This is a genomic window from Pseudomonas sp. YeP6b, from assembly GCF_025642995.1.
Classification (GTDB): Bacteria; Pseudomonadota; Gammaproteobacteria; order Pseudomonadales; family Pseudomonadaceae; genus Aquipseudomonas.
The window spans coordinates 4,804,624-4,826,725 of the sequence record NZ_CP080090.1; the positions used below are offsets into that span (position 1 = coordinate 4,804,624).

Annotated in this window: 21 protein-coding genes; 12 read left to right on the forward strand and 9 right to left on the reverse strand. The window is 60.4% G+C overall.

Annotated elements, in window-relative coordinates:
* Positions 1-128: 128 nt before the first annotated feature.
* Positions 129-1,955, reverse strand: a complete 1,827-nt coding sequence (locus tag KZH41_RS21575; RefSeq protein ID WP_094951438.1) for a long-chain-acyl-CoA synthetase — start codon at positions 1,953-1,955, stop codon at positions 129-131.
* 75 nt (positions 1,956-2,030) lie between these two features.
* Between KZH41_RS21575 and KZH41_RS21580 the strand changes: the two genes are divergently transcribed.
* On the forward strand, positions 2,031-2,255 hold the full coding sequence (locus KZH41_RS21580) for a hypothetical protein (RefSeq protein WP_263273674.1): 225 nt from the start codon (positions 2,031-2,033) through the stop codon (positions 2,253-2,255).
* 96 nt (positions 2,256-2,351) lie between these two features.
* Complete coding sequence (locus KZH41_RS21585) at positions 2,352-2,630, forward strand: DUF3509 domain-containing protein (RefSeq protein ID WP_048721059.1); 279 nt, start codon at positions 2,352-2,354, stop codon at positions 2,628-2,630.
* A gap of 63 nt (positions 2,631-2,693) precedes the next feature.
* Here the strand turns inward: KZH41_RS21585 and KZH41_RS21590 are convergent, their stop codons facing one another.
* The 4 genes from KZH41_RS21590 to aroC form a co-directional block, all read right to left on the reverse strand.
* Positions 2,694-2,963, reverse strand: coding sequence for a response regulator transcription factor (locus tag KZH41_RS21590; RefSeq protein WP_263273675.1), 270 nt, complete (start codon positions 2,961-2,963; stop codon positions 2,694-2,696).
* A 212-nt stretch (positions 2,964-3,175) separates the two neighbouring features.
* Entirely contained in the window at positions 3,176-3,706 is a 531-nt protein-coding gene (locus KZH41_RS21595; RefSeq protein ID WP_094951441.1) for a 1,2-dihydroxy-3-keto-5-methylthiopentene dioxygenase, read from the reverse strand.
* On the reverse strand, positions 3,703-4,866 hold the full coding sequence (locus KZH41_RS21600; RefSeq protein ID WP_242151516.1) for an MFS transporter: 1,164 nt from the start codon (positions 4,864-4,866) through the stop codon (positions 3,703-3,705). The genes KZH41_RS21595 and KZH41_RS21600 overlap by 4 nt, the downstream gene beginning before the upstream one ends.
* A 55-nt stretch (positions 4,867-4,921) precedes the next feature.
* Entirely contained in the window at positions 4,922-6,013 is a 1,092-nt protein-coding gene (gene aroC / locus KZH41_RS21605) for a chorismate synthase (protein ID WP_094951442.1), read from the reverse strand.
* 143 nt (positions 6,014-6,156) lie between these two features.
* Between aroC and KZH41_RS21610 the strand changes: the two genes are divergently transcribed.
* Both KZH41_RS21610 and KZH41_RS21615 read left to right on the forward strand, forming a co-directional pair.
* Entirely contained in the window at positions 6,157-7,119 is a 963-nt protein-coding gene (locus KZH41_RS21610) for an alpha/beta hydrolase (protein WP_263273676.1), read from the forward strand.
* A gap of 99 nt (positions 7,120-7,218) precedes the next feature.
* Positions 7,219-8,025, forward strand: coding sequence for a hypothetical protein (locus KZH41_RS21615; protein ID WP_094951444.1), 807 nt, complete (start codon positions 7,219-7,221; stop codon positions 8,023-8,025).
* Between the two features lie 119 nt (positions 8,026-8,144).
* Here the strand turns inward: KZH41_RS21615 and prmB are convergent, their stop codons facing one another.
* Positions 8,145-9,053, reverse strand: coding sequence for a 50S ribosomal protein L3 N(5)-glutamine methyltransferase (prmB, locus tag KZH41_RS21620; RefSeq protein ID WP_094951445.1), 909 nt, complete (start codon positions 9,051-9,053; stop codon positions 8,145-8,147).
* A gap of 239 nt (positions 9,054-9,292) precedes the next feature.
* Here prmB and KZH41_RS21625 point away from each other — a divergent pair, with 239 nt between their 5' ends.
* From KZH41_RS21625 to KZH41_RS21645, 5 genes are all read left to right on the forward strand, one after another.
* Positions 9,293-9,883 carry a cysteine hydrolase family protein gene (locus KZH41_RS21625; RefSeq protein ID WP_094951446.1) on the forward strand — a complete coding sequence of 197 codons (591 nt, stop codon included), beginning with the start codon at positions 9,293-9,295 and terminating at the stop codon, positions 9,881-9,883.
* A gap of 142 nt (positions 9,884-10,025) precedes the next feature.
* Positions 10,026-10,346, forward strand: a complete 321-nt coding sequence (locus KZH41_RS21630) for a hypothetical protein (protein ID WP_094951447.1) — start codon at positions 10,026-10,028, stop codon at positions 10,344-10,346.
* Positions 10,347-10,421: 75 nt separating this feature from the next.
* Entirely contained in the window at positions 10,422-10,979 is a 558-nt protein-coding gene (locus KZH41_RS21635; protein ID WP_083357563.1) for a Smr/MutS family protein, read from the forward strand.
* A 78-nt stretch (positions 10,980-11,057) separates the two neighbouring features.
* Positions 11,058-11,603, forward strand: coding sequence for a GTP cyclohydrolase I FolE (folE, locus tag KZH41_RS21640; RefSeq protein ID WP_024076633.1), 546 nt, complete (start codon positions 11,058-11,060; stop codon positions 11,601-11,603).
* A 102-nt stretch (positions 11,604-11,705) separates the two neighbouring features.
* The gene (locus tag KZH41_RS21645) at positions 11,706-12,077 is read left to right on the forward strand and encodes a glutathione S-transferase N-terminal domain-containing protein (protein WP_094951448.1); all 372 of its coding nucleotides are present in this window, start codon (positions 11,706-11,708) and stop codon (positions 12,075-12,077) included.
* 118 nt (positions 12,078-12,195) lie between these two features.
* Here KZH41_RS21645 and KZH41_RS21650 read toward each other — a convergent pair whose 3' ends face one another.
* Together KZH41_RS21650 and KZH41_RS21655 are read right to left on the reverse strand one after the other, a co-directional pair.
* Positions 12,196-12,798 carry a glutathione S-transferase family protein gene (locus KZH41_RS21650; protein WP_094951449.1) on the reverse strand — a complete coding sequence of 201 codons (603 nt, stop codon included), beginning with the start codon at positions 12,796-12,798 and terminating at the stop codon, positions 12,196-12,198.
* Positions 12,799-12,808: 10 nt separating this feature from the next.
* Positions 12,809-13,975, reverse strand: coding sequence for a PLP-dependent aminotransferase family protein (locus KZH41_RS21655; RefSeq protein ID WP_263273677.1), 1,167 nt, complete (start codon positions 13,973-13,975; stop codon positions 12,809-12,811).
* Between the two features lie 81 nt (positions 13,976-14,056).
* Here KZH41_RS21655 and KZH41_RS21660 point away from each other — a divergent pair, with 81 nt between their 5' ends.
* The 3 genes from KZH41_RS21660 (at position 14,057) to KZH41_RS21670 (ending at position 16,776) form a co-directional block, all read left to right on the forward strand.
* Positions 14,057-14,491 (forward strand): MarR family winged helix-turn-helix transcriptional regulator, encoded by a 435-nt coding sequence (locus tag KZH41_RS21660; RefSeq protein ID WP_094951451.1) that lies wholly within the window; start codon positions 14,057-14,059, stop codon positions 14,489-14,491.
* Between the two features lie 220 nt (positions 14,492-14,711).
* Complete coding sequence (locus KZH41_RS21665) at positions 14,712-16,073, forward strand: NCS2 family permease (protein WP_412548773.1); 1,362 nt, start codon at positions 14,712-14,714, stop codon at positions 16,071-16,073.
* Positions 16,074-16,140: 67 nt separating this feature from the next.
* Positions 16,141-16,776, forward strand: a complete 636-nt coding sequence (locus KZH41_RS21670) for a LysE family translocator (protein ID WP_094951453.1) — start codon at positions 16,141-16,143, stop codon at positions 16,774-16,776.
* Here the strand turns inward: KZH41_RS21670 and KZH41_RS21675 are convergent.
* Positions 16,757-21,988: a dermonecrotic toxin domain-containing protein gene (locus tag KZH41_RS21675; protein WP_263273678.1), complete on the reverse strand. Its 5,232-nt coding sequence runs from the start codon at positions 21,986-21,988 to the stop codon at positions 16,757-16,759. The two genes, KZH41_RS21670 and KZH41_RS21675, sit on opposite strands and share 20 nt — an antisense overlap.
* Positions 21,989-22,102: the final 114 nt, after the last annotated feature.

The window sequence follows — 22,102 nt, forward strand, 5'->3', positions numbered from 1 at the left end:
AACTGGGTGCTGCTTCTGGAATAAAGAATAGGCGCCCAGTGTCGCGATGGAGTTCCCCACTGTCATGGCTTTTTTACCAAAAGCCGCCATAGGCACAATCAATAGCGCTGCTCTTAATAACGCTGCTCTTAATAACGAAAGTGCCCGCCCTGAATCTGCGCCAACAATTGGCCGGTCACCGGTACATAGCAGTCCGACCCCGGCAGCCACGCATACACCGGGTCGTTACCCGCTTTGTCCGGGTCGAAGGCCTCCTCCTTGAGCCGCACTTTCTGGTACTTGAAGGTGCCGGTGGTTTCCATCTTCACCTTGATCCGCAGGAACAACGGCACCGCGTAAGGCGGAAGTTGGCCGTGAGCGAACTGCAGCAATTCACGCATATCCAGGGAGGCCAGGGACTCACTTGGGGTGATGGCGACCATGCCGGCGCGGCCATTGGTGTTTTCGATCTCGACACCGTAGGCCACCACTTCGGCGATCTGCGGGTGTTGCAACAGCACATTCTCCACTTCGGTGGTGGAGACGTTTTCGCCCTTCCAACGGTAGGTGTCGCCAAGGCGGTCGACAAATTGCGCATGGCCGAAGCCGATACTGCGCAACAAGTCGCCGGTATTGAAGTAGCGGTCGCCCTTCTCGAACACGTCGCTGAGGACCACCTTGCGGTTCTTTTCCGGGTCGGTGTAGCCGTCAAACGGCGATTTTTCATCGATCCTGGCCAGCAGCAACCCCTGCCCGCCCGTTTGCACCTTGCGCATGAAACCGTCGCTGCCACGGACCGGCTCACCCGCTTCGTGGGAGTAGTCCACCAGTGCCCAGTGCTGCAGGCAGAAGCCGATGGTGTTGTCGAAATTCAACACATTGGTGAAACCGATATTGCCGTCGCTGGCGGCATACAGTTCGCAGATGTGCTCAACGCCGTAGCGTTGCTTGAACTGGGCCCAGACGCCGGGGCGCAGGCCGTTACCGACCATCTTGGTCACGCGGTTATCGAGATCCTGCGCGCTGGCGGGCTGGTCGAGCAGGTAGCGGCACAACTCACCGACATAACCCAGGGTGGTTGCGTTGAATCTGCGCGCATCGTCCCAGAACTGGCTGGCGCTGAATTTACGCCGGATGGCGAACCCCGACGCCCCGACAATCGCCGAACCCCAGCACACGCACAGGCCAGTGGCGTGGTACAGCGGCAAGGTGCAATACAGGATGTCTTCGGGGCCCATGTCCAGGGCGATGCTGCCGAAGCTCACGGCGGTTTTAGTCCAGCGCCCGTGCTTCATGATGCCGGCCTTGGGCAAGCCCGTGGTGCCGGAGGTGTAGATATAGAAGCACGGGTCGTTGAAGAAGATTTGCCCGGTGCTGGCGGGGTTGTCCACCGGGCATTCGGCAACGGCGGCCATCAGGTCGATATAGCCATCGGGCACTGTGCTTGACTGCTGGTCGGCGACAAACCAGGTTCTTTGCGCAGTGATCGCCACTTGATCGCGCACCGCAGCGTAGGCAGCCACCAACTCCGCACCCACCACAATCGCCACCGGGCTGACCAGGTTCAGGCTGTGCACCAGCGCCGCCTGGGTTTGCGAGGTATTGAGCATGGCGCAGATGCCGCCCAGCTTGGCCACGGCCAATACGTTGAGCAGCAATTCGGGACGGTTTTCGATAAACAGCGCGACCACATCACCCTTGCCGATGCCCTGCGCGTGCAGGTGATGGGCAATACGGTTGGCACACTGGTTGGCTTCGCGGTAACTGAGCACCCTGTCGGCGTACAACAACGCCGCGCCGTCAGGGTTGCGCAGGGTGGCCTGTTCGAAGTGCCAACCCAGGCCGCAGGGTTGCTGGGGGTCGGTGACATTCGCGGCGCGCATGCCGCGTACCACGCGTGGCAGGGCTCGAACAATCGCGGGCACCTTACGCAGCATCTTGCCCCAGGTGATCATGTCGTCTTGCGGATGGGTCATGGCGGAACGTCCTTTTTCTTATTCTTCGTATGAGCCAGGAACACCGGCAAACCTGTCGCCAGGAGGCCGAGCGCCTTGCAGGAAAATACGCCTGCCGTTCTTTGGCTGTACACGCAGGATTTGAAAAGTTTTGTATCCCAGGGCAGCGCCGCCACAAAAATGGAATTGTGCGGCCTCTGGGCAGTCATTATCAGTAACGGCGACCTGAAACGGTCAACCTCGATAGCGCAAAATGCAGGATGCACGATGGCCATTCATGCAATTTGCACGAAACTGAAAATAAGGATATTTTTTAAGTGATTGTTTTATAACGATTTTTTACAAATACGAATACTGGCACAATCACTGCACCTATCACTCCACGCTTGCCAACTTGAGCCAACGGAGCTGATAGACATGAGCCTGATCCAAGATAAATTCGCTTCTGTATTCTCCCAATACGACGTCACCACTCAGCCACGCCCAGACGGCGGCATCCTGTTGACCCTGCGCAACAGCGAAGGCAAACAGGTCAAGCGCTCGATTTCGTATCAACAGCTGCACACCGCCGACCAACTGACGTGGGTGATCAGCGCCATCCGCCGCGACCTGGCCGAACAAGCCAGCGACCTGCCGCAAATTTCGATGCTGCAAAGCCAGAACCGCTTTGCGTTGCCGACTTACCATTCGGCCTAAGCAACTGCTGTGCAAAAAGGGCCGCGACGCCATTAAGCGTCGCGGCCCTTTTTTTATGGCGTGTCAGCACAGCCCCTGGCGGGTAGCCTCATTCATCGCCTGTACGCGATTGGTGACTTCCAACTTGCCGTAGATGTTACGCAGATGGAATTTGACCGTGGCTTCGGAGGTGGCGCGAATCTGGCTGATTTCCCAGACGGTCTTGCCCTCCGAGGCCCAGCGCAGGATTTCCAGCTCAGTCGGCGTGAGAGGCTTGCCGCCTAAGCTCTGCCGCCTTCTAACCACCACGGGCACGGTAACCAGCGTACGACACGACTCCTCTGGGCCACTCATTGATCTCTCTCCTTGTATTAGCGGATGCCCTGCCATCATTCGGATTGCTCCTATTGACAGGTGGCGCAAACATCAAAAACGAAAGAGAGAGTTACATAACGAATGGGATGAAAGCACAAGGCGCAGCATAAACAGCTACGCCCTACAGGAAATTAGGCTTATTCCTACAACAACTTCCAACCCGCCTGAGTTGAACAGTTAAATACTTGTGCTTAGTCGTCCAGGCCTGGAAAACCACCGGTAATATCAGCGCCGGTAAACTCAGGTACCCGGCCTTGGGCGGTGTTGAACAAACGCAGGGTTACAAAGTGTGGATTCTCACCCATGTCGAACCAATGCGGCATACCGGCCGGAATCACCAGCAGGTCATTTTTCTCACAGCGCACCGCGTATACGTAGTCGCCCACGTGCACGCTGAACAGGCCTTGGCCCGCGATGAAGAAACGCACTTCGTCTTCGCTGTAGCGGCGCTCATCGAGGAACTGCGCACGCAGCTCTGCTTTCTGCGGATGCTCGCCGCTCACGCTGAGCACCTCCACAGCCGCGTAGCCAAGGCTATCGATCTGCGGTTGGTATGCAGCGATCATTTCAGCATTGCTGGCGCCCTTCTCGATAGGGCTAGGTTGCCAGCGCTCAAAGCGTACGCCGTGTTCGGCCAGGGTCTTGGCGATATCGTCGAAGTGGGTCAGGACCTTGTTCGGGGTATCGGGTGTAGCAACGTGGTAAACAGCGACATAACTCATTGCTCGTCTCCTTTATTCGGCTCTTGCAATCGAAGGCCAATGATAATGGCGGCGGCCAGCGCCGCGACGCTGGCGATGCTGAAGGTCAGGGTCGGGCCCAGCAGGTTCCAGCTATAGCCGGCATACAGCGCGCCCACCGCGCCACCGGTGCCGGCCAACGCGGCATACAGCGCCTGGCCCTGGCCTTGCTGGCGATCACCGAAGCTGCGTTGAACAAAGGCAATCGCTGCCGCGTGGAAGCTGCCGAAGGTGGCCGCGTGCATCACTTGCGCCAGCAGCAGCACCCAGAAAAATTCGGCGAATGAGCCCAACAGCAACCAGCGTACGGCCGCCAGCAGGAAACTGGCCAGCAGCACCCGACGCACCGAAAAGCGTGTGAGGATGCGGCTCATGGCCAGGAACATCAGCACCTCCGCCACCACCCCGATGGCCCAGAGCATGCCGATCACGCCACGGCTGTAGCCCAGGTGTTCCAGGTGCAGGGTGATGAAGGTGTAATACGGGCCGTGGCTCATTTGCATCAGCGCCACGCAGGCATAAAACGCCAGAACGCCGGGGCTGCGTAATTGCTTGAGAAAACCGGCACCGGCCAGGCGATTGCCGTGGGTAACAGGCTGCGCGTTGGGCACCCACAGGCTGGCGCCGATGATACCGGCCATGATCACCACGACCACCACCGGATAAATGTCCAGGCTCAGCCAATCGAACAGGCGCCCCATGATCACCACAGTGAGGATGAACCCGATGGAGCCCCACAGGCGGATCTGGCTGTAGCGTGAGGTTTGCTTTTGCAGGTGAGCCAGGGTGATCACTTCAAACTGCGGCAACACGGCGTGCCAGAAGAATGCGTGCAGCGCCATCACCAGGGCCAGCCAGGCGTAGGTCTTGCTCACGAAGATCAGTGAGAAGCTGGCCAGGGTGCACACCGCGCCAAAGCGCACGATGGCCAGCCGCCGACCGGTATAGTCGCCGAGCCAGCCCCACAGGTTTGGCGCCACGCAGCGCATCAGCATGGGGATGGCCACCAGCTCGCCAATGCGCGCGCTGGAGAACCCCAAATGATCGAAATACAGCGCCAGGAACGGCGCCGTCGCCCCGAGCAGGGCGAAGTAGAAGAGGTAGAAGCTGGAGAGGCGCCAGTACGGGAGGGCTTGGGTCATGCGGTAAGGGGCTGCTTCGCAGCCCAGCGGGAGCAAGCTCGCTCGCCACAGGCTGTCACAGCTGGCCCAGTACCGGGGTACTCACGCGCACATCAGCATTTTGCCCACGGTTGCGCAGCAGATGATCCATCAACACGATGGCCATCATCGCCTCGGCAATCGGCGTGGCACGGATGCCGACGCATGGGTCGTGGCGGCCCTTGGTGATCACGTCCATTGCGTTGCCGTGCACATCGATCGAACGGCCCGGGGTGGTGATGCTCGACGTGGCCTTGAGGGCCAGGTGCGCAACGATCGGTTGGCCGGAGGAAATACCCCCGAGGATGCCGCCCGCGTTGTTGCTGAGGAAACCTTCCGGCGTCAGCTCATCACGGTGCTCGGTGCCGCGCTGCGACACACAGGCGAAACCGGCGCCGATTTCCACGCCCTTCACCGCGTTGATGCTCATCAGCGCGTGGGCCAGCTCGGCGTCGAGGCGGTCGAAGATCGGCTCGCCCAGGCCTGGCTTCACGCCTTCAGCCACGACGGTGATCTTCGCGCCCACAGAGTCCTGATCGCGGCGCAACTGGTCCATATAGGCTTCCAGTTCCGGCACTTTGTCCGGATCAGGGCTGAAGAAAGCGTTGTCATCCACGCTGTCCCAGGTCTTGAACGGGATCTCAATCGGGCCCAGTTGGCTCATGTAGCCACGGACCACGATGCCCTGGGTGGCCAGGTATTTCTTGGCGATTGCACCGGCGGCCACACGCATGGCGGTTTCGCGGGCCGAGCTGCGGCCACCGCCACGGTAGTCGCGTTCGCCGTATTTGTGGTGGTAGGTGTAGTCGGCGTGAGCCGGGCGGAACAGGTCCTTGATCGCCGAGTAGTCCTTGGACTTCTGGTCGGTGTTGCGAATCAACAGGCCGATGGCGCAACCGGTGGTGCGACCTTCGAACACGCCGGAGAGGATCTCGACTTCGTCGGGCTCCTGGCGCTGGGTCGTGTGGCGGCTGGTGCCGGGCTTGCGGCGGTCGAGGTCACGCTGCAGGTCGTCCAGGGACAACTCGAGCCCTGGCGGGCAGCCGTCGACAATGGCGACCAACGCCGGGCCATGGCTTTCGCCCGCGGTGGTGACAGTGAACAGCTTGCCGAAGGTATTGCCGGACATGCAGGGCGCTCCGTGAAATCAGTTGAATCAAGTCAACCGTAATAACTTAAGGCAGCCAGTATACGCAGGCTAACCGACTAGTTCATCCTCGAAACCTTACCGGTAGACGTTGGTCCAACCGGCACCTTCCTCATGATGGCGCGATGATGCTGCGAGTTCTGCTTTTGACCCTCACCCTGTTTTCCAGCCTTGGCTTCGCCGCCTCCCCTGTCGTGCTGCAACGGCCCATCAGCCTGGACACCGGCAGCGGCGAGCTGTTTGGCTCACTTTTACTGCCCAAATCCGACAAACCGGTGCCGGTGGTGTTGATCATCGCCGGCTCCGGCCCCACCAACCGCAACGGCAACAGTGCCGACGGCGCGCGCAACGACAGCCTCAAGCGCCTGGCCTGGGTACTTGCCCGGCACAACATTGCCAGTGTGCGCTACGACAAGCGCGGCGTGGCCGCCAGCCTGGCGGCCACGCCCGACGAACGCAACCTCACGCTGGACGCCTACGTGGCCGACGCCGTGGCCTGGGGCAAGCTGCTCAAGGCCGACAACCGCATGGGCCCGCTGATTGTGCTGGGCCATAGTGAAGGCGCGCTGGTCGCCGCCCTCGCCGCACCGCAGCTGGAGCCGGCCGGGGTTATTTCCCTGTCCGGCAGCGCCCGGCCGGTGGACCAAGTGATCCGCCAGCAATTGGCCAATCACCTGCCCCCTGCCCTGTTGCTGCGCAGCAACGAGATCCTCGACCACCTCAAGGCCGGCCAGGTGGATGCTGATGTGCCTGCCCCGCTGGAAGGTATTTTCCGACCCAGCGTGCAGCCGTACCTGATCAGCCTGTTTCGCGCCGATCCGTCAGCCGCTTTCGCCAAACTGCGCATGCCGGCGTTGATCATCCAGGGCACTAACGATATCCAGGTCGGCGTCGCGGATGCCCGGCAACTGAAAAACGCCAAGCCCGATGCACACTTGACGGTGATCGAAGGCATGAACCACGTGATGCGCATCGTGCCCAACAATGTGCAGCAGCAATTGGCCTCCTACAACGACCCGAAACTGCCCCTCGCCGCCGAACTGGGCGAGCGCATCGTGCGCTTTATCGACGGACTTCAAGCCCGTTAAGCGACTATTTACCTCCAGTCCTCAAGAAAGCGGCCGATAAGCCCAGGGTCGACAGTAAAAAGACTGTCGACTCGCAGGGCTTGGACAGGATCGCACCGCATGACAACCACAGAAGCTACACCAGAACCCATCGCCGACACCCCGGCCGAAAAACCCGAGGCCGTCGAGGCGGCGGCGCTGCCGTGGGCGGACGTGCAAGCCGAACATTTCAAGATGCTGCGCCTGGCGCCCCTGACCACGGACCGCGCCACCGGCGTGCGGCAGTTGCGGTTTGTGCAGTTCGGCTATGCCGAGCGCCACGATAAACACCAGAGCCTGTTGCGCATGGTCATCCAGTTGCCGGGCCAACGGGTACGGCGCGAGCAGAACCACTTGGATATCTGGGTCGATCACGATAAACACCGCGTGCACTTCGGCCCGGGCAACAGCCTGGAAATCGAACCGGCCAACCGTGGCATCGGTCGCTTCCTCGTCGCCCAAGGCGCAGCGTGGGCGAAAAAGACGTGGTCACACTACCGCGTCGACGGCGTGGACCTGGCCAACAAAGACGCCCTTAACGAAGCCACGCGCCTGCGCCGCGATCACTTCCTGCGCATCCAGGGTTTTGATGTGGCGTATGCCGATGTGCAGCATTTGAAAGGCAATGTACAACCCGGCAAAGTCAGCGCAGTGCTGGACAGTTGGAACACCGAGAAGGTGCAGTTCGTGGAAATCCTCGAAGCCGCACAGATGCTGCAACAGGCTGAGCAGAACCTGGCCGAGCAGGAAGTGAAGCTGCGCAAGGAAGAGGAAAAGGTCACCAAGTTCAAGCGTGAGGACAGCGGGTTGCGCTTTACCATCACCTGTCTGGTGGCGTTTACGGTGTTTCAGGCGGGGCTGTTGATCTGGATTGCGACACACCGATAGCGGGTGCAATGCGATCAAAAATGTGGGAGCTGGCTTGCCTGCGATGGCGGGCAACTGATACACCGCCATCGCAGGCAAGCCAGCTCCCACACTGACCGCATGCTTACTTTGAGTTCTGGTTAAACCCTGGCAGCAAACACCGCCTGATGTTCCCGGCACTGCTCAGCCGTCAACATGAACACGCCATGCCCACCGCGCTGGAACTCCAGCCAGGCAAAGTCGACTTCGGGGTACAACGCCTCGACGTGCACTTGGCTGTTGCCAACCTCGACAATCAGCAAGCCCTTCTCGGTCAGGTGGTCCGCCGCCTCGGCCAGCATGCGCCGCACCAGGTTCAGCCCATCATCGCCGCAGGCCAGGCCCAGCTCCGGTTCGTGCTGGTATTCGTCCGGCATGTCGGCGAAGTCTTCAGCATCCACATACGGCGGGTTGGACACGATCAAGTCAAAGCGCTGGCCCGGCAGGCCATCGAAGCCGTCGCCCTGCACGGTGTAGACGCGCTCGTCGACGCCGTGGCGCTCGATGTTCTGGTTGGCCACCTCCAACGCTTCGAAGGACAAGTCGCCCAGCACCACTTCGGCGTCCTGGAACTCATAGGCGCACGCAATGCCGATGCAACCGGAACCGGTGCACAGGTCGAGGATGCGTGCCGGCGGCTGGGCCAGCCAAGGTTCGAAGCGGTTTTCGATCAGCTCGCCAATCGGCGAACGCGGGATCAACACGCGCTCATCGACGATAAACGACATGCCGCAGAACCAGGCTTCTTTCAGCAGGTAAGCCGTAGGCACGCGCTCGTGGATGCGGCGGTGCAGCAAGCGCTGCACGTGGGAGATTTCCTCTTCCTCCAGATTGCAGTCCAGGTAGCTGTCGGCAATTTCCCAAGGCAGGTGCAAGGCACCGAGTACCAATTGCCGGGCTTCGTCCCAAGCATTGTCGGTACCATGGCCGAAAAACAGGTCTTCCCCATGGAAACGGCTGACAGCCCAACGGATGTGGTCGCGCAGTGTGCGCAGGCGGGAGGTGATCACGGGGGCAAGCTCCTGGAAAAAACGACTGGCGATTCTAACAGCCTTCGCCTGTACCGACGATGTACGAAAGCCCTTCACCATCCGTCGGATTTCATCCTATTTGCCATCATTGCGCTAAACAAGCCGCCCACTTGACATGGCTGCACGTCAACAACGGCGTACCTTACGATGGTAGCGATTCACAGAACCGCTCAGCCAGTGGACAATGTCACAAAAGCCCCCCTCACAGGAGCCCCAGAATGTCCGTTCCAAAGACGATGTTTCAACTCAGCGGTCGCGGTTACGCAGCAGCCAACCTGAACCATGCGACCCTCGTGATCATCGACGCCCAGAAGGAATACCTCAGCGGCCCACTCGCCCTCTCAGGCATGGACGCGGCGGTCGACAACATCAAGCAACTGGTCGCGGCAGCGCGCAACGCTGGGCGGCCGATCGTGCACGTGCGCCACCTCGGCACCGTCGGCGGTCTGTTTGACCCGCAGGGCGAGCGTGGCGAATTCATTCCCGGCCTGGAACCCCTGGGCGATGAAACCATCATCGGCAAGCTGCTGCCCAGCGCGTTCCACGGCACCGGCCTTGAAAAACACCTGCAAGACCTTGGCTCCCTGGACCTGATCGTCAGCGGCTTCATGAGCCACTCCAGCGTCAGCACCACCGTGCGCGCTGCCAAGAACCTGGGCTTTCGCTGCACCCTGGTGGAAGACGCCTGCGCCACGCGCGACCTGCCTTACAAAGGCGGCATCCTGAGTGCTGAACACGTACAGCAGACCGAAATGGCCATCATGGCCGATAACTTCGCGACCCTCGCGTTGACCAAAGATCTGATCTGATCGTCCTTCTGATGAGCGGCGCGGCAATGTTTATTGCCCCGCTCATCTGCAAAAGCTTTTCATTTTCTGCAATTGCCTCAGGCACAGGAACAACCTGTGTATCTTCCGGTCGAAGGGCCGATACCCTGGAGGAAAGGTCGGAATGAAGATATCCGATGGTTTTGATGCTCGTCGCTTGCGCCCCAAGGGCCCGAGCAACTGGCGTCTGCGCCTGGTAGCCGGCTTTGCCGCGCTGCTGGCCATTGTTGGTGTGCTGCTGGCAGGTGCCGGTGGCGCCGGTTTGTTTGGTCATTCGCCGGCGCTCGGCGAACTGAATGCCAGCCCGGGCGGCTCGGCTATCCTGTTAGGGATCGGGCTGTTGGTGCTCTGGTTTGGCGTGTGGTTATGGCGTCGCAGCCGTCGGCGGATGCGCCAGCCGTTGTCGCTGAACATTGCGTCGCACCTGATGAAAAAGCACGACTGATGGCGCTTGGATAGCGTTTCCTGCGCCCTGGCCGCCGCGATTTAGGTAAACTGCCCGCCCTTCGCGGAGGCTGACATGCAAGACGACGATTTTTCCCTGTTCAAAAACGAGCTGCGCGGCGTCAAGCCGATCAAGCACGACCGCGCCGACACCGGCAAACCCAAGACCGACCGGGCGCAGATTGCCAAGCTGCGCCAGGCCGCGACCGTGCGCACCGATGCCACCACCGTGGATGGCCTGTCAGACCAGTTCGTGATCGATGTAGGCCCCGAAGACGAGCTGATGTGGGCCCGCGACGGCGTGCAGGAAAGCCAGATGCGCAAGCTCAAGGTCGGCCAGATCCCATTCGAAGGCAGCCTTGACCTGCACGGCATGAACGTGGAAAAAGCCCGCGAAACCCTCTGGGCCTTCCTGGCCGAAGCGACCAAATTCGAAATCCGCTGCGTGCGCGTCACCCATGGCAAGGCCGTGCGGTTGGATGGCAAGCGGCCGATGATCAAGAGCCACGTCAACACCTGGCTGCGCCAGCATGCCCAGGTGCTCGGCTTTACCTCATGCCAGGCCCGCCACGGCGGCGCGGGCGCGGTGTATGTGATGCTCAAGCGCACCATGATGGAGGGGCGCGACGAGTAACAAGTGCCATCGTCAGGCTTGCAGCGATGTGTCCGCCACCGTAACCTTGCGCTTTGCGAAAATCCCACAGGTAGTTTCATGTCCCTGGAACAGAATTACACAGAGATCCTCGGCCAACTCGGCGAGGACGTCTCCCGCGAGGGCCTGCTCGACACGCCAAAGCGTGCCGCCAAGGCGATGCAGTACCTTTGCCGCGGCTATGAACAGACACTCGAAGAAGTCACCAACGGTGCCTTGTTCAGCTCCGACAACAGCGAAATGGTACTGGTGAAGGACATCGAGCTGTACTCGCTGTGCGAACACCACCTGCTGCCGTTTATCGGCAAGGCTCACGTCGCGTATATCCCGAGCGGCAAAGTGCTGGGCCTGTCCAAGGTCGCGCGGATCGTCGACATGTATGCGCGTCGCCTGCAGATCCAGGAAAACCTCAGCCGCCAGATCGCCGACGCGGTCCAGCAGGTGACCGGTGCACTGGGCGTTGCGGTGGTGATCGAAGCCAAGCACATGTGCATGATGATGCGCGGTGTGGAAAAACAGAATTCGTCGATGATCACTTCGGTGATGCTGGGTGAGTTCCGCGAAAACGCGGCCACCCGCAGCGAATTCCTCAGCCTGATCAAGTAACAGGCTGCGTAGGAAAAGGCCGGCGTTCATCGCCGGTTTTTTTTCGCCTGCAGAAATCAGGTAAGCTGCGGCCCCTTCTTCATGGGCAAGAGGTTTTCAGCCATGTTCGTCAAAGCACTTCGAGTGGGCCTCGGCCACGTCATCATCGCGGGCGACTTCATTACCCGCCCACGCAAAAAGCAGCGCCCCGCCGAACAACAGGCGCAGGTGAACGCTGCGGCCAAGGACCTGACGCTGTATCAGTTTCATGCCTGCCCGTTTTGCGTGAAGACCCGTCGTACGCTGCACCGTCTGAATGTGCCGGTGGCATTGAAGGATGCGAAGAACAACGCGCAAGACCGCCAGACCCTGCTGGAGCAAGGAGGCAAGATCAAAGTGCCGTGCCTGCGCATCGAAGAGAATGGCCAGACGACCTGGATGTATGACTCCAAGGTGATCATTGATTACCTGGACAAGCGGTTTGCTGCGGTCTGACAAACACTGGTTAACCGGTGTGGGCGCTGGCTTGCCTGCGATAGCATCAGCGCGCAGTACCTGAGCAACCGAGTTGCCTGCATCGCAGGCAAGCCAGCGCCTACATATGAACCTGTGTTTAATCCAGCATCAGTACATGCTTAGGATGGCTAGCCACGCGCTTAAGCCACGCCTGCACCGCCGGGTAAGGCGTCAGGTCAAAACCACCTTCATGGGCCACATGGGTGTAGGCATACAGCGCGATGTCGGCAATTGAATATTGCTCGCCCACCAGGTAGGGCGTGGCTTGCAGCTGACGCTCCATGACCTTCAAGGCCTTGTAGCCGCCTTTATGGGTGGTTTTGTATTCCTCCAAACGGTCTTGCGGCATGTTCAGGTAAAACTGAATAAACCGCGCCACTGCGATGTAAGGCTCGTGGCTGTATTGCTCGAAAAACTGCCACTGCAGCACCTGGGTACGCAGGCGTGGTTCGGACGGCAGGAACTCGCTGCCATCGGCGAGGAAGTTGAGGATCGCATTGGATTCCCACAGGCAGGTGCCGTCTTCGAGTTCCAGTACCGGGATCTTGCCGTTGGGGTTCTTGGCCAGGAATTCGGCGGTCTGGGTGTCGCCCTTGAGGATGTCGACATCGATCCATTGATACGGGATGCCCAGCAGGCTGAGCATCAATTTGACCTTGTAGCAGTTGCCCGACTTGTAATCGCCATAAACCTTGTACATGGGGCTCCCCTTATGCCGCTTGCGCGTGCTGTGCTTGCCGAACCACCGCGGCCAGGCGCTTGAGACCTTCGTCCAAACGGGCCGGGTCGATATGGCTGAAATTGAGGCGCAACGAGCCATGGTGCTGGTCGGGCTCGGAAAAGAACGGTTCACCGGGCATGAACGCAACGTCCTGATCTAATGCTTGCGCCAACAAGGTGCGGGTATCGAGCGGCTGTTTCAAGGTCAGCCAGAAGAATAATCCGCCTTGAGGTGTTTGCCAGTCGGCCAAATCACCGAAATGGCGCTGCAGCGCGGCCTGGAATGCATCGCGCCGCTCGCGGTAAAAGCTGCGCAGTTCAGCCAGGTGCTGTTGGTATTTTTCGCTGCCGATCCACTGCATCGCCTGCCACTGGCCAACGCGGTTGGTGTGCAGGTCGGCCGATTGCTTGAGTTTGAGCAAATGCGGGAATAAATCCGGGCTGGCGATCAGGTAGCCGACGCGCAGGCCGGGCAGCAAGGTCTTGGAGACGGTGCCGGTGTAGATCCAACTGGCCTTCTTCAGGCGGCCGGCGATGGGCTGCGCACTGGCGCCGTCGAAGGTCAGCTCACGGTAGGGTTCGTCTTCGATCAAGGTTACGCCGAACTCGTCGAGCAAGGCCGCGACGGCTGCGCGCTTGGCCTCGCTGTAGCGCACGGCCGAGGGGTTCTGGAAGGTCGGGATCAGGTAGATGAACGCCGGGCGATGGCGTTCGAGGCTGGCACGCAGGGTGGCCAGGTTCGGGCCATCGGCTTCCAGTGGCACGGTCAGGCACTCGGCGCCGAACAGTTGGAAGATCTGCAAGGCCGCCAGGTAAGTCGGGCCTTCCAGCAGGACTGGGGTGCCCTTGTCGATGTACAGCTTGGCCGCCAGGTCCAGGGTTTGCTGAGAACCGCTGACCACCAGCACCTGGCTGGCCTGGCACGCTACGCCCAACGCGCGTGCTTGGTCGGCGAGCAGTTCGCGCAACTGTGGTTCGCCTTCGCTCATGCCGTATTGGCCAATGTTGAGCGGCATGCCGTCCCAGTTCAATGTGGGCAGCATGGCTTCGGCCGGCAGGCCACCGGCGAACGACATCACCTGCGGGCGCTGGGCCGCGGCGAGGATTTCACGGATCAAGGAGCTTTTGAGGCGCGTAACACGTTCAGAGAAGGCCATAAGGTCACCGGTGGCAAAGCACGTGGGAAATACGTCAAACTACTTGACCGAAATTACGACGGCTTGAGTAGATACGTCAATATGCTTGACCTTAAAAACCAGAACAGCCAGCAACAGGCGATGGAAGCCTTCTTCTTCGGCTACCAGGCCTTCACCGCCAAGGCCGACGAAATGCTTGAGCGCCGTGGCCTGAGCCGCGTGCACCAGCGCATCGTATTTTTTATCGCGCGTTACCCGGCCTTGAGCGTGAAGCAACTGCTGGAATTGCTCGGCGTGAGCAAGCAGGCGCTGAACATCCCGCTGCGCCAATTGCAGGAAATGCACTTGGTCAACAGCGTCGCGGCCGAGACCGACAAGCGCAAACGCCTGCTGGAGCTGAGCGAAGAAGGCCAGCGTTTCGAGCAGTCGCTGCGCCGCGAGCAGGTGAAACTGCTGCAACGTGCCTTCAACGAAGCCGGTGAAGCAGCGGTGGCGGGATGGTTGGCGGTGAACCAGGCGCTGGCCGGGCAGCCTTGATCTTCCCCGCTCACCACAAAGCCCCCTTGCTAGCCTTTCATCCACTTTCGCACAAACAATCGAAAACATTATTTGCTTTATTTGTATACAAAAGCATAATTCGCTTCGTGCGAGTTCCTGACCTATTGGTCAACAAAGCCCGCCAGTACCTCAAAGCGCTGTTGCCCACTTTTGTGACCGGCGCTGGAAATAACAATAAAACTCTTGAGGAGTACTTGCTGTGGAAAGCCGAAAATCCGAAGCCCCGACGCTGGACCTCTCCCCGCCCAGCCTCACCCCCGCAAAGCATGGCTGGCTGGAACGCCTGTTCAAACTGAGCGCACATGGCACCACAGTGAAGACCGAGCTGATTGCCGGCCTCACCACCTTCATCACCATGGCCTACATCATTTTCGTCAACCCCAATATCATGGCCGACGCCGGCATTGATCACGGCGCGGCGTTTGTCGCCACCTGTATCGCCGCTGCGCTGGGCTGCCTGTTGATGGGCTTGTACGCCAACTGGCCGGTCGGCCTGGCGCCGGGCATGGGCCTGAACGCGTTTTTTACCTACACCGTGGTCGGCACCATGGGCTACCACTGGGAAACGGCGTTGGGTGCGGTGTTTATCTCCGGCGTGCTGTTCATGGGCCTGACCCTGTCGCGCGTGCGTGAATGGCTGCTCAACAGTATTCCGGTGAGCCTGCGCCATGCCATGGGCGCCGGTGTGGGTTTGTTTATCGGGGTGATTGGCCTGAAAACCGCTGGCATCATCGTCGACAGCCCGGCCACCTTGATCAAACTCGGTTCGCTGCACGAGCCCGCGCCATTGCTGGCGGCGGTGTGCTTTTTGCTGATCGCGATCCTCAGCTACCACCGCGTATTCGGCGCGATCCTCATCAGCATCATCGCCGTAACCCTGGCCGGCTGGGGCCTGGACCTGGTGCACTACAACGGCATTCTCTCCACCCCACCCAGCCTGGCGCCAACCTGGATGGCGATGGACATAAAAGGTGTATTCAGTGTCAGCATGATCAGCGTGGTTTTTGCCTTTTTGTTTGTACACATGTTTGATACCGCCGGTACACTGATGGGCGTTGCGCAACGCGCTGGGCTGGTCGATGCCGAGGGCAAGATTCATAACCTGTCCCGTGCGTTGAAGGCTGACAGTGCATCGAGTGTATTCGGTGCCATGGTCGGCGTGCCGCCAGTGACCAGCTATGTGGAAAGTGCTGCCGGTGTTGCTGCTGGCGGGCGCACCGGGCTGACCGCCGTGACCGTGGGCGTGCTGTTTGTAGCGGCGATGTTTTTTGCGCCGTTGGCCGGCATGATTCCGGCGTATGCCACCGCCGGTGCGTTGATTTACGTGGCGATGCTGATGATGGCGAGCATGGCCCATATCAACTGGGATGAGGCCACCGACAGCATTCCGGCGATTGTCACGGCGATCATGATGCCGCTGACGTTCTCGGTCGCCGACGGTATCGCCCTGGGGTTTATCACGTACGTGGCGCTGAAGGCCGGCACCGGCAAGTACCGTGAGATTTCCATCAGCTTGTGGGTGCTGTGCGTGATTTTCATCGCGAAATTCATCTTCCTGTAGTTCGCAGGAAACGGCCGAAAACCGCCTCACCTCCGGGTGGGGCTTTTGCACGAATGGAGGACTGTAAATGACCCTGGAAACCTGGCTGCTGTTCAGCGGTGCTGCATTGATCGTGATCCTGATCCCCGGCCCGCTGTCGCTGCTGATGATCAGCAACAGCCTCAACTACGGCCTGCGCCGTTCGTACCCGGCGTTTCTCGGCGGGGTGTTTGCCTCGATTTGCCTGCTGAGCGCCTCGGCCTTGGGCCTCGGCGCCCTGCTGCTGGCGTCGGAACAGCTGTTCAGTGCGTTGAAAATCGTCGGCGCGCTGTACCTGTTTTATCTGGCGTGGCAAAGCTTTCAGCAATCGCGGCAACCGGCCCATCGCGCCGACGTGCCGCACATGGCAGCCACCCCGCGCTTTCGCACACTGTTTGGCCGGGCCTTTGTGCTGGGCGCCAGCAACCCCAAAGACATCCTGTTTTTCGCCGCCTTCCTGCCGCAGTTTCTCAGCGCTGAGCAAGCCTTCCTGCCGCAATTGCTGATCATGATCGCCACTTGGACCGTGCTCGACCTGCTGTGCAAGCTGGCGTACGGCCTCGGCGCCCACGGTGCTGCGCGGTATTTGCGCAGCGGCACGGGCCAGAGCTGGTTCAACCGTGTCAGTGCCCTGCTGTTTGGCGGCGCGGCGACGGCGGCGCTACTCAAAAGCTTGCCGGCATGACTTTGACAAAATACACAGTGGCCGGCTCGGCAAAACGTACCGGCCATTGAATACCCGCCACCAGCCTGACCAGGCGGTTTTCGTCCATGGCGATTTCGATGGCGGCAAACTCCGCTGAGAATGGCACGCTTGAGCTGATACGGTTTCGAAACCATGGATCGGAAAGCTCTGGCGCCACCCTGGAGCGTAGGTTGACGTTGTTACTATCAACCCATTGGGTCAGCACAAAATAGACGGTGTCGGTGTGTGGGTGAGTGCAGTAGAAATCCAATGCTGCTGTCGCTCCACGCCGTCTTGCGATGCCGTTGACGGTAAAACCATGGCGCTCGAAAATCTGCCTGACGGCTGCCTCTGCCGATTGCGAGCGAATGATAGTGTTGCCTCTGCGCCTGAGCAACGCGGCGTTGAGGCGGCTGGGCGGGGTGAAATCCAGACGCATCGCCCCCGGCGCCAATCCTTCAGAGCCTATATTGAAACTACGGCCACCCGGTTCGCCCACGGGCTGTAACAACTTCAGCAAATCGACCATGCGCCCCTGGGTCCCCGGCGCCAGCCAATGATCGAGCGTGGCCCTGATATTGAGTAAATGCGTCGCCGTCATCGTCGGGTCGGAGCCCGCCAATTCGATGAGCCGCTCGCCGAAAAACCGCCTGCTGCCTGCGGTCATACCAGGAAAAGCCCTGCCCACCGTGGCCTCCAGGGGCTCATTAAACAGTGCCAAATGGGGCGTCCACCGCCCATTGGCACCGAGGGTCGTCGGCATGGGCTGCTCGCCTGCGCCAACGCCCAGCCAACGGTCCATATCCATATAGGCCCTGAAGCCGAGGTCATGATTTCTCATGATAAAGACAAGGTTCGGGGACAGCGCGTTAGTGCCCTGAGGCAACAGCCGGTAATAGTTCGCCCCTATTTTCAACACTTCATAGGCCGGATACCCCGCCACTGCCGGCACTTGGAAAATTCCGCGCGGTGGCGCCACCTCGGTCAGCGCTTGCTCCCACTGAAAGCCCCAGCCTTGCCAGGAGGCGTCGCTGGCCGCCGGTGATGCGCGCAAGGCCGTTTCCATGCCCGCGCGCGATGGCGGTGACCAATCACTTGTGCCTCTGATCGGAGCCCAAGGCTGTAACACACCTGAGCTGGGCCCCGGCACCGGCGAGTCGGCCCCCAACTCCCATTCCCGGGCCTGCTCAATCCGTAGAATCAGCTCATCCGACCCTTCGGCCTTGGGGTTTTTCAGGCGCAGGCCGCCTTCGTTCTTGTGTTGATACACCGGGTAGGCGTCGTCACCGTCGACAATATACTGCTGGCCATTTTTCACATACCGGCCCTTGCCTCCCGGCCCTTTCAACTCAATCGCCCCCTCCAATGCGCCGCTTGCCTTGAAGCACGCAAGCAGCTGGGTCGGTTTGGCCGGTGCCGCCTTCAGGCCGGCGAGCGCAACGGCAACGCTTTGATAGCGATGCACGCGGGGGATGGCGACCTGCGCAGCACGCGCATTCTTGGGGCCAGGAGCAAAGGTCATCAGCACGTCAACAAACGTCAGCATCGTCAAAAACGCCACATCCACTGCGTCATGGGCAGAGCCGCTGAAGTGATAGCGCCGCGCCGCGAGCAGCACTTCATACACGCTGATACCAACACCCAATACCGGCACAAATGACAGTAACCCCCGGATGCTCGCTTCATGCTGATCGCTGAAGCGTTGCTCACGGTACTCATCCAACGTCGCAGAGGAACGGGAGCGGGCTCGAGTGCGGCGTTGCAGCTCGAGCACCCGGGCATGGGCCAACAGCGCCAGTGCATGGCCGTGGGAGGTGACCACAGCCTCCAACCACAGCTCTGGCTGCAGCGCAATCTGCTCCTTGATTTGCGCCTCAATGGTATCCAGGGCAACCGCCGGTTCTTTATGCTCGACCGTGAAAAATTCGACGATTACAGCAACAAAGCGTTGCAGGCCTGTCAGATAGGGCCTGGCCGAGTAGGGCTGCCTGGGATTTACCTGGAGGCCAACGCCTGGGTAACTGGCAAGTGCCGTGGACTCCCAGCCAGGCGCCACCTGGCGCGCCAACATTTTCAGGTTCTCAGGTAATGCGCCCAGCCGATTCAACGCTTCCACGGCGTCGGCGAACGTGTTGTACCCGACCATTATTCGGCTTGCCACTGCCATGGGCCAATACAGCACGCACACACCCGAGATTTTGTCATGTATCAAGAGCACGCCGGTGATGTGGCGATCATGCTCCAGGGTAACGCCCACCAGTCGCACAACCGCCAGTTGCGCGTCAAACCCATCGGCCTTCAGGTCGCCTACCGCCCGCGCAGCCATAGCGAAGGTAAACAGACGCTGGGCCTTGTCGCTCATGCCTTGTCGAATCCCCGAGTACAGATGCACCTGCGCGCGTTGTTTCAGGGCCCGATACACCAGTGCTTCAGACAGGCCAGAGGACCGGGCCGGGATGGACGCCGGCGGATAAAAAGCCCGCCAGATCTGATTCTCGTACTCGCCGCCCACATTCAGCGACGAGATCATTTTGATCAGATAGGGCACGCTCAACCGCTCTTTCCAGACCGGGTCCAGCCAGCGGGCACGGTTCAAGCGCCAGCGGGTCCAGGGCGCCTTGGGGTCGAGGTTGTGCAGCGCTAATTGCAGCAAGCTGAAGGTCGTACGCTGCGGGCTGACGACCATTTTAATGTTGCGGTCCCCCACCACACACCCGCTCGTATAGCCACAGTACTGGGAACTGACCTCATCAGGCATGTCGAACAAGGGTTTATCGATATCCAGTTGCGGGTAAAAACCATCCTTGGTCAATTGTGCAATCAGGGCTTTGCGGGCGAAGGCATCGAGCTCAGGCAGGTCCTGCCAGAGCTTGCTATCCACCGCCCAGGCGTTGAGCAGATAACGGCGGGATAAGCGCTTGTATTGCCTGCGTTGACTCGTCGAGGCGATGCCAAGCCACGAAGGCAGTTTTTTCGCCTGACGAGCCGCCTCTTGCAACAGGTTGATGTTGGCCAGGGCCAGTGTTCGCGCGTCATTGGCGGGCACTTGCAGGCTCTCGAACAGCTCCTGGGCGAGCAGTGCGCGACTCAACACCGGATCACTGACCTCGCTGAACAGTCTGACGCCCTGATCAATACGCTTGTCCATCGCGGCGTAATGTTGCGTCAGTTTAAGGAACACGTCCTTGAGAATGTGACGTTCGATCGCCGCATAGCTGACCCCCAAGGGCGTACCCGCGGGCAACCGGCTGATTATCGTACGCAGGCTCTCACGTTGGTGACGCTCAATGCAGCGCCACAGTATCGACCCATCCCGACTGTTCAGGCTGGCCCGCAGGCCCTCGGCGAAGGCGTCCAGGCTCTCGAACGCGACGATCCCACCCAACCGGCCGATCACGTAAAACAACACCGGGTGCTGGTGTGCCGGATGAGCCTGAGCCTCGTGGGCGGTCACCACAAAAGCCCCCAGCAACGGCAACGCCGTGGCAGCCTCGCCGCCTACCGTGACCTGAAGCACACAGGTGTCGGTGGCGTTCTTTGCAGGCACCCAGGACTTACTCAACGCAGCCTTCAATCGCTCTAGGTGCGCGGGTGAGATCAGGTTCAAGCGTTGCTGCATATGAGCCTCGTGCTGTAAGGCCTGGTGTTGCGCGGCACCCACCAGCGAGGCACGATTGCGCGAACCTTCGAGTTGCTCAAGCCAGAAGGTTTTTTGAAACACGCGCTCTTGCGGGCCTTGCGCCCACTTGCTTGCCGCCTCCACCTGCTCCTGCCATTGGCGTTCAAGCTTCAAAAAGTCCTGGTAGGCCACGCTGTCGTTCGCCACGTCCGTCGCATCCAGCAAGGCTAAAAGGCCTTTTTCGTAACGCCCGAGCTGCTGCGCCCACGTGTTGATCGCAAGCCCCTGGGCCAGGCTGCCACCTACAATTTCCCTGCTGCGTCGCCGGTGATCCCACGCAAGCAAGGTGTCCAGGGTACGTCCCAGCCTTGCGAAACCGACGATGCGCCGGCGGCCTTTTTCGATGAACGCGAGATAGCGTTTTGTAGTCGGAGCGGAGGCGGTGTCCGCCGCCTGAATGCCCACCGCGGCAAAATTAATCGATAACGCGCAGGCCAGTTCGTTATCCCACTGCGCGTCCAGCAGCTCGGTCGCGCTGGCCTGCAACACATCGTCCTGGTGTGTACCAATCAGTTGCAGGCTGAACGCCATGGGCGTGGCGCTTGCCGTATTACACAGCTCATGCCAGCGGCGCAGCGGCAGGCATTGCCACAAGACGCTGCTCAAGGGGCCGTTGACCAAGGTGGGCAGGTCGCACTGCAGTTGGTTCCAGGAACTGAACTCATAAAACTCACGCACCAGGCCGGGCAGGTAAATCACATGGGAGGTATCCTCCACGTCGCCCTCACGGTAAATATGCAACGCCCCCGGAATCGGCACCTGAGCCTGATTAGTCCCAGGCCACACGACCCTGCTCACGAGCAGAGTCGCCCATTGCCCCCCGGCCTGCTTGCGCGCGGCGGTGCCAGGTATTTCCATCAGTTGCCGGACCATGGCAAAGCCACTGTCCGTGAGTTGATACAGACGATGCGCCAGCCACGCATTCTCGGCGAACAACGCCTGGCGCAATTGCACCCACCGCTCCCGCCGACTCAGCCAGGAACCGTGCGCCAGTTGCTGCCAATACGCACGCACCGCACTGTCGAGCCGATCGAGCAGCGCCAGCCCCTTGACCCGTTCGAGTGCTTGCAGCGCAGTAAACGGCAGGCGCCCAGTCGGGTCGTCCTTGATACTCAAGGTGGTGAACTGGTTGATATTGATCGGCACATACGGCTGGACGAGCAACGCCAAGGCGCGCTCGGTCAAACTGTCGACCTTCTGCGGCGAGCCCGACGCCCGCTCAGTGAACAGCACCGTGTCCGGGTCTAGAGCAAAGGCCTCGCGCAAGGCGCCCCGAATGATCCCTTGCACGCGGGGCGCACGCCCGATCAAGCCTTTGAGGTCCTTGGCGCATTCACGGCCCCGGGCCTGCGACGCGTGCAGTTGATTGATTTCATGGCTGGGGTGCGTGACCGCGTTGAGCCGGCGGGTCAATAACACCCGGATCGCTTCCTCACGCCGCACCTGGGAGGTTTGCGGGTCAGCGAAATCCAGCGTGTCGGCCCAGCGAGTGTCACTGGCCAGTGGGGCAAAAGAGCTGCTGTCTGTACTCATGGGGGACTGTTCCGTGCGCAAAAGCCCAGCCTAAGTACCTCGCCTCACAAGGGTGCGTTACATAGTAGAACCCTGCGCGGCCCAACCGCGCGCCAAAAAAAAGCCCGCAGTGTG

Bases quoted from the DNA above. Each gene is read 5' to 3' on its own strand.
- KZH41_RS21575 (WP_094951438.1), bottom strand. From the start codon at position 1,955: ATGACCCATCCGCAAGACGACATGATCACCTGGGGCAAGATGCTGCGT.
- KZH41_RS21585 (WP_048721059.1), top strand. From the start codon at position 2,352: ATGAGCCTGATCCAAGATAAATTCGCTTCTGTATTCTCCCAATACGAC.
- KZH41_RS21590 (WP_263273675.1), bottom strand. From the start codon at position 2,963: ATGAGTGGCCCAGAGGAGTCGTGTCGTACGCTGGTTACCGTGCCCGTG.
- KZH41_RS21595 (WP_094951441.1), bottom strand. From the start codon at position 3,706: ATGAGTTATGTCGCTGTTTACCACGTTGCTACACCCGATACCCCGAAC.
- KZH41_RS21600 (WP_242151516.1), bottom strand. From the start codon at position 4,866: ATGACCCAAGCCCTCCCGTACTGGCGCCTCTCCAGCTTCTACCTCTTC.
- aroC (WP_094951442.1), bottom strand. From the start codon at position 6,013: ATGTCCGGCAATACCTTCGGCAAGCTGTTCACTGTCACCACCGCGGGC.
- KZH41_RS21610 (WP_263273676.1), top strand. From the start codon at position 6,157: ATGATGCTGCGAGTTCTGCTTTTGACCCTCACCCTGTTTTCCAGCCTT.
- KZH41_RS21615 (WP_094951444.1), top strand. From the start codon at position 7,219: ATGACAACCACAGAAGCTACACCAGAACCCATCGCCGACACCCCGGCC.
- KZH41_RS21625 (WP_094951446.1), top strand. From the start codon at position 9,293: ATGTCCGTTCCAAAGACGATGTTTCAACTCAGCGGTCGCGGTTACGCA.
- KZH41_RS21630 (WP_094951447.1), top strand. From the start codon at position 10,026: ATGAAGATATCCGATGGTTTTGATGCTCGTCGCTTGCGCCCCAAGGGC.
- KZH41_RS21635 (WP_083357563.1), top strand. From the start codon at position 10,422: ATGCAAGACGACGATTTTTCCCTGTTCAAAAACGAGCTGCGCGGCGTC.
- folE (WP_024076633.1), top strand. From the start codon at position 11,058: ATGTCCCTGGAACAGAATTACACAGAGATCCTCGGCCAACTCGGCGAG.
- KZH41_RS21645 (WP_094951448.1), top strand. From the start codon at position 11,706: ATGTTCGTCAAAGCACTTCGAGTGGGCCTCGGCCACGTCATCATCGCG.
- KZH41_RS21650 (WP_094951449.1), bottom strand. From the start codon at position 12,798: ATGTACAAGGTTTATGGCGATTACAAGTCGGGCAACTGCTACAAGGTC.
- KZH41_RS21655 (WP_263273677.1), bottom strand. From the start codon at position 13,975: ATGGCCTTCTCTGAACGTGTTACGCGCCTCAAAAGCTCCTTGATCCGT.
- KZH41_RS21660 (WP_094951451.1), top strand. From the start codon at position 14,057: ATGCTTGACCTTAAAAACCAGAACAGCCAGCAACAGGCGATGGAAGCC.
- KZH41_RS21670 (WP_094951453.1), top strand. From the start codon at position 16,141: ATGACCCTGGAAACCTGGCTGCTGTTCAGCGGTGCTGCATTGATCGTG.
- KZH41_RS21675 (WP_263273678.1), bottom strand. From the start codon at position 21,988: ATGAGTACAGACAGCAGCTCTTTTGCCCCACTGGCCAGTGACACTCGC.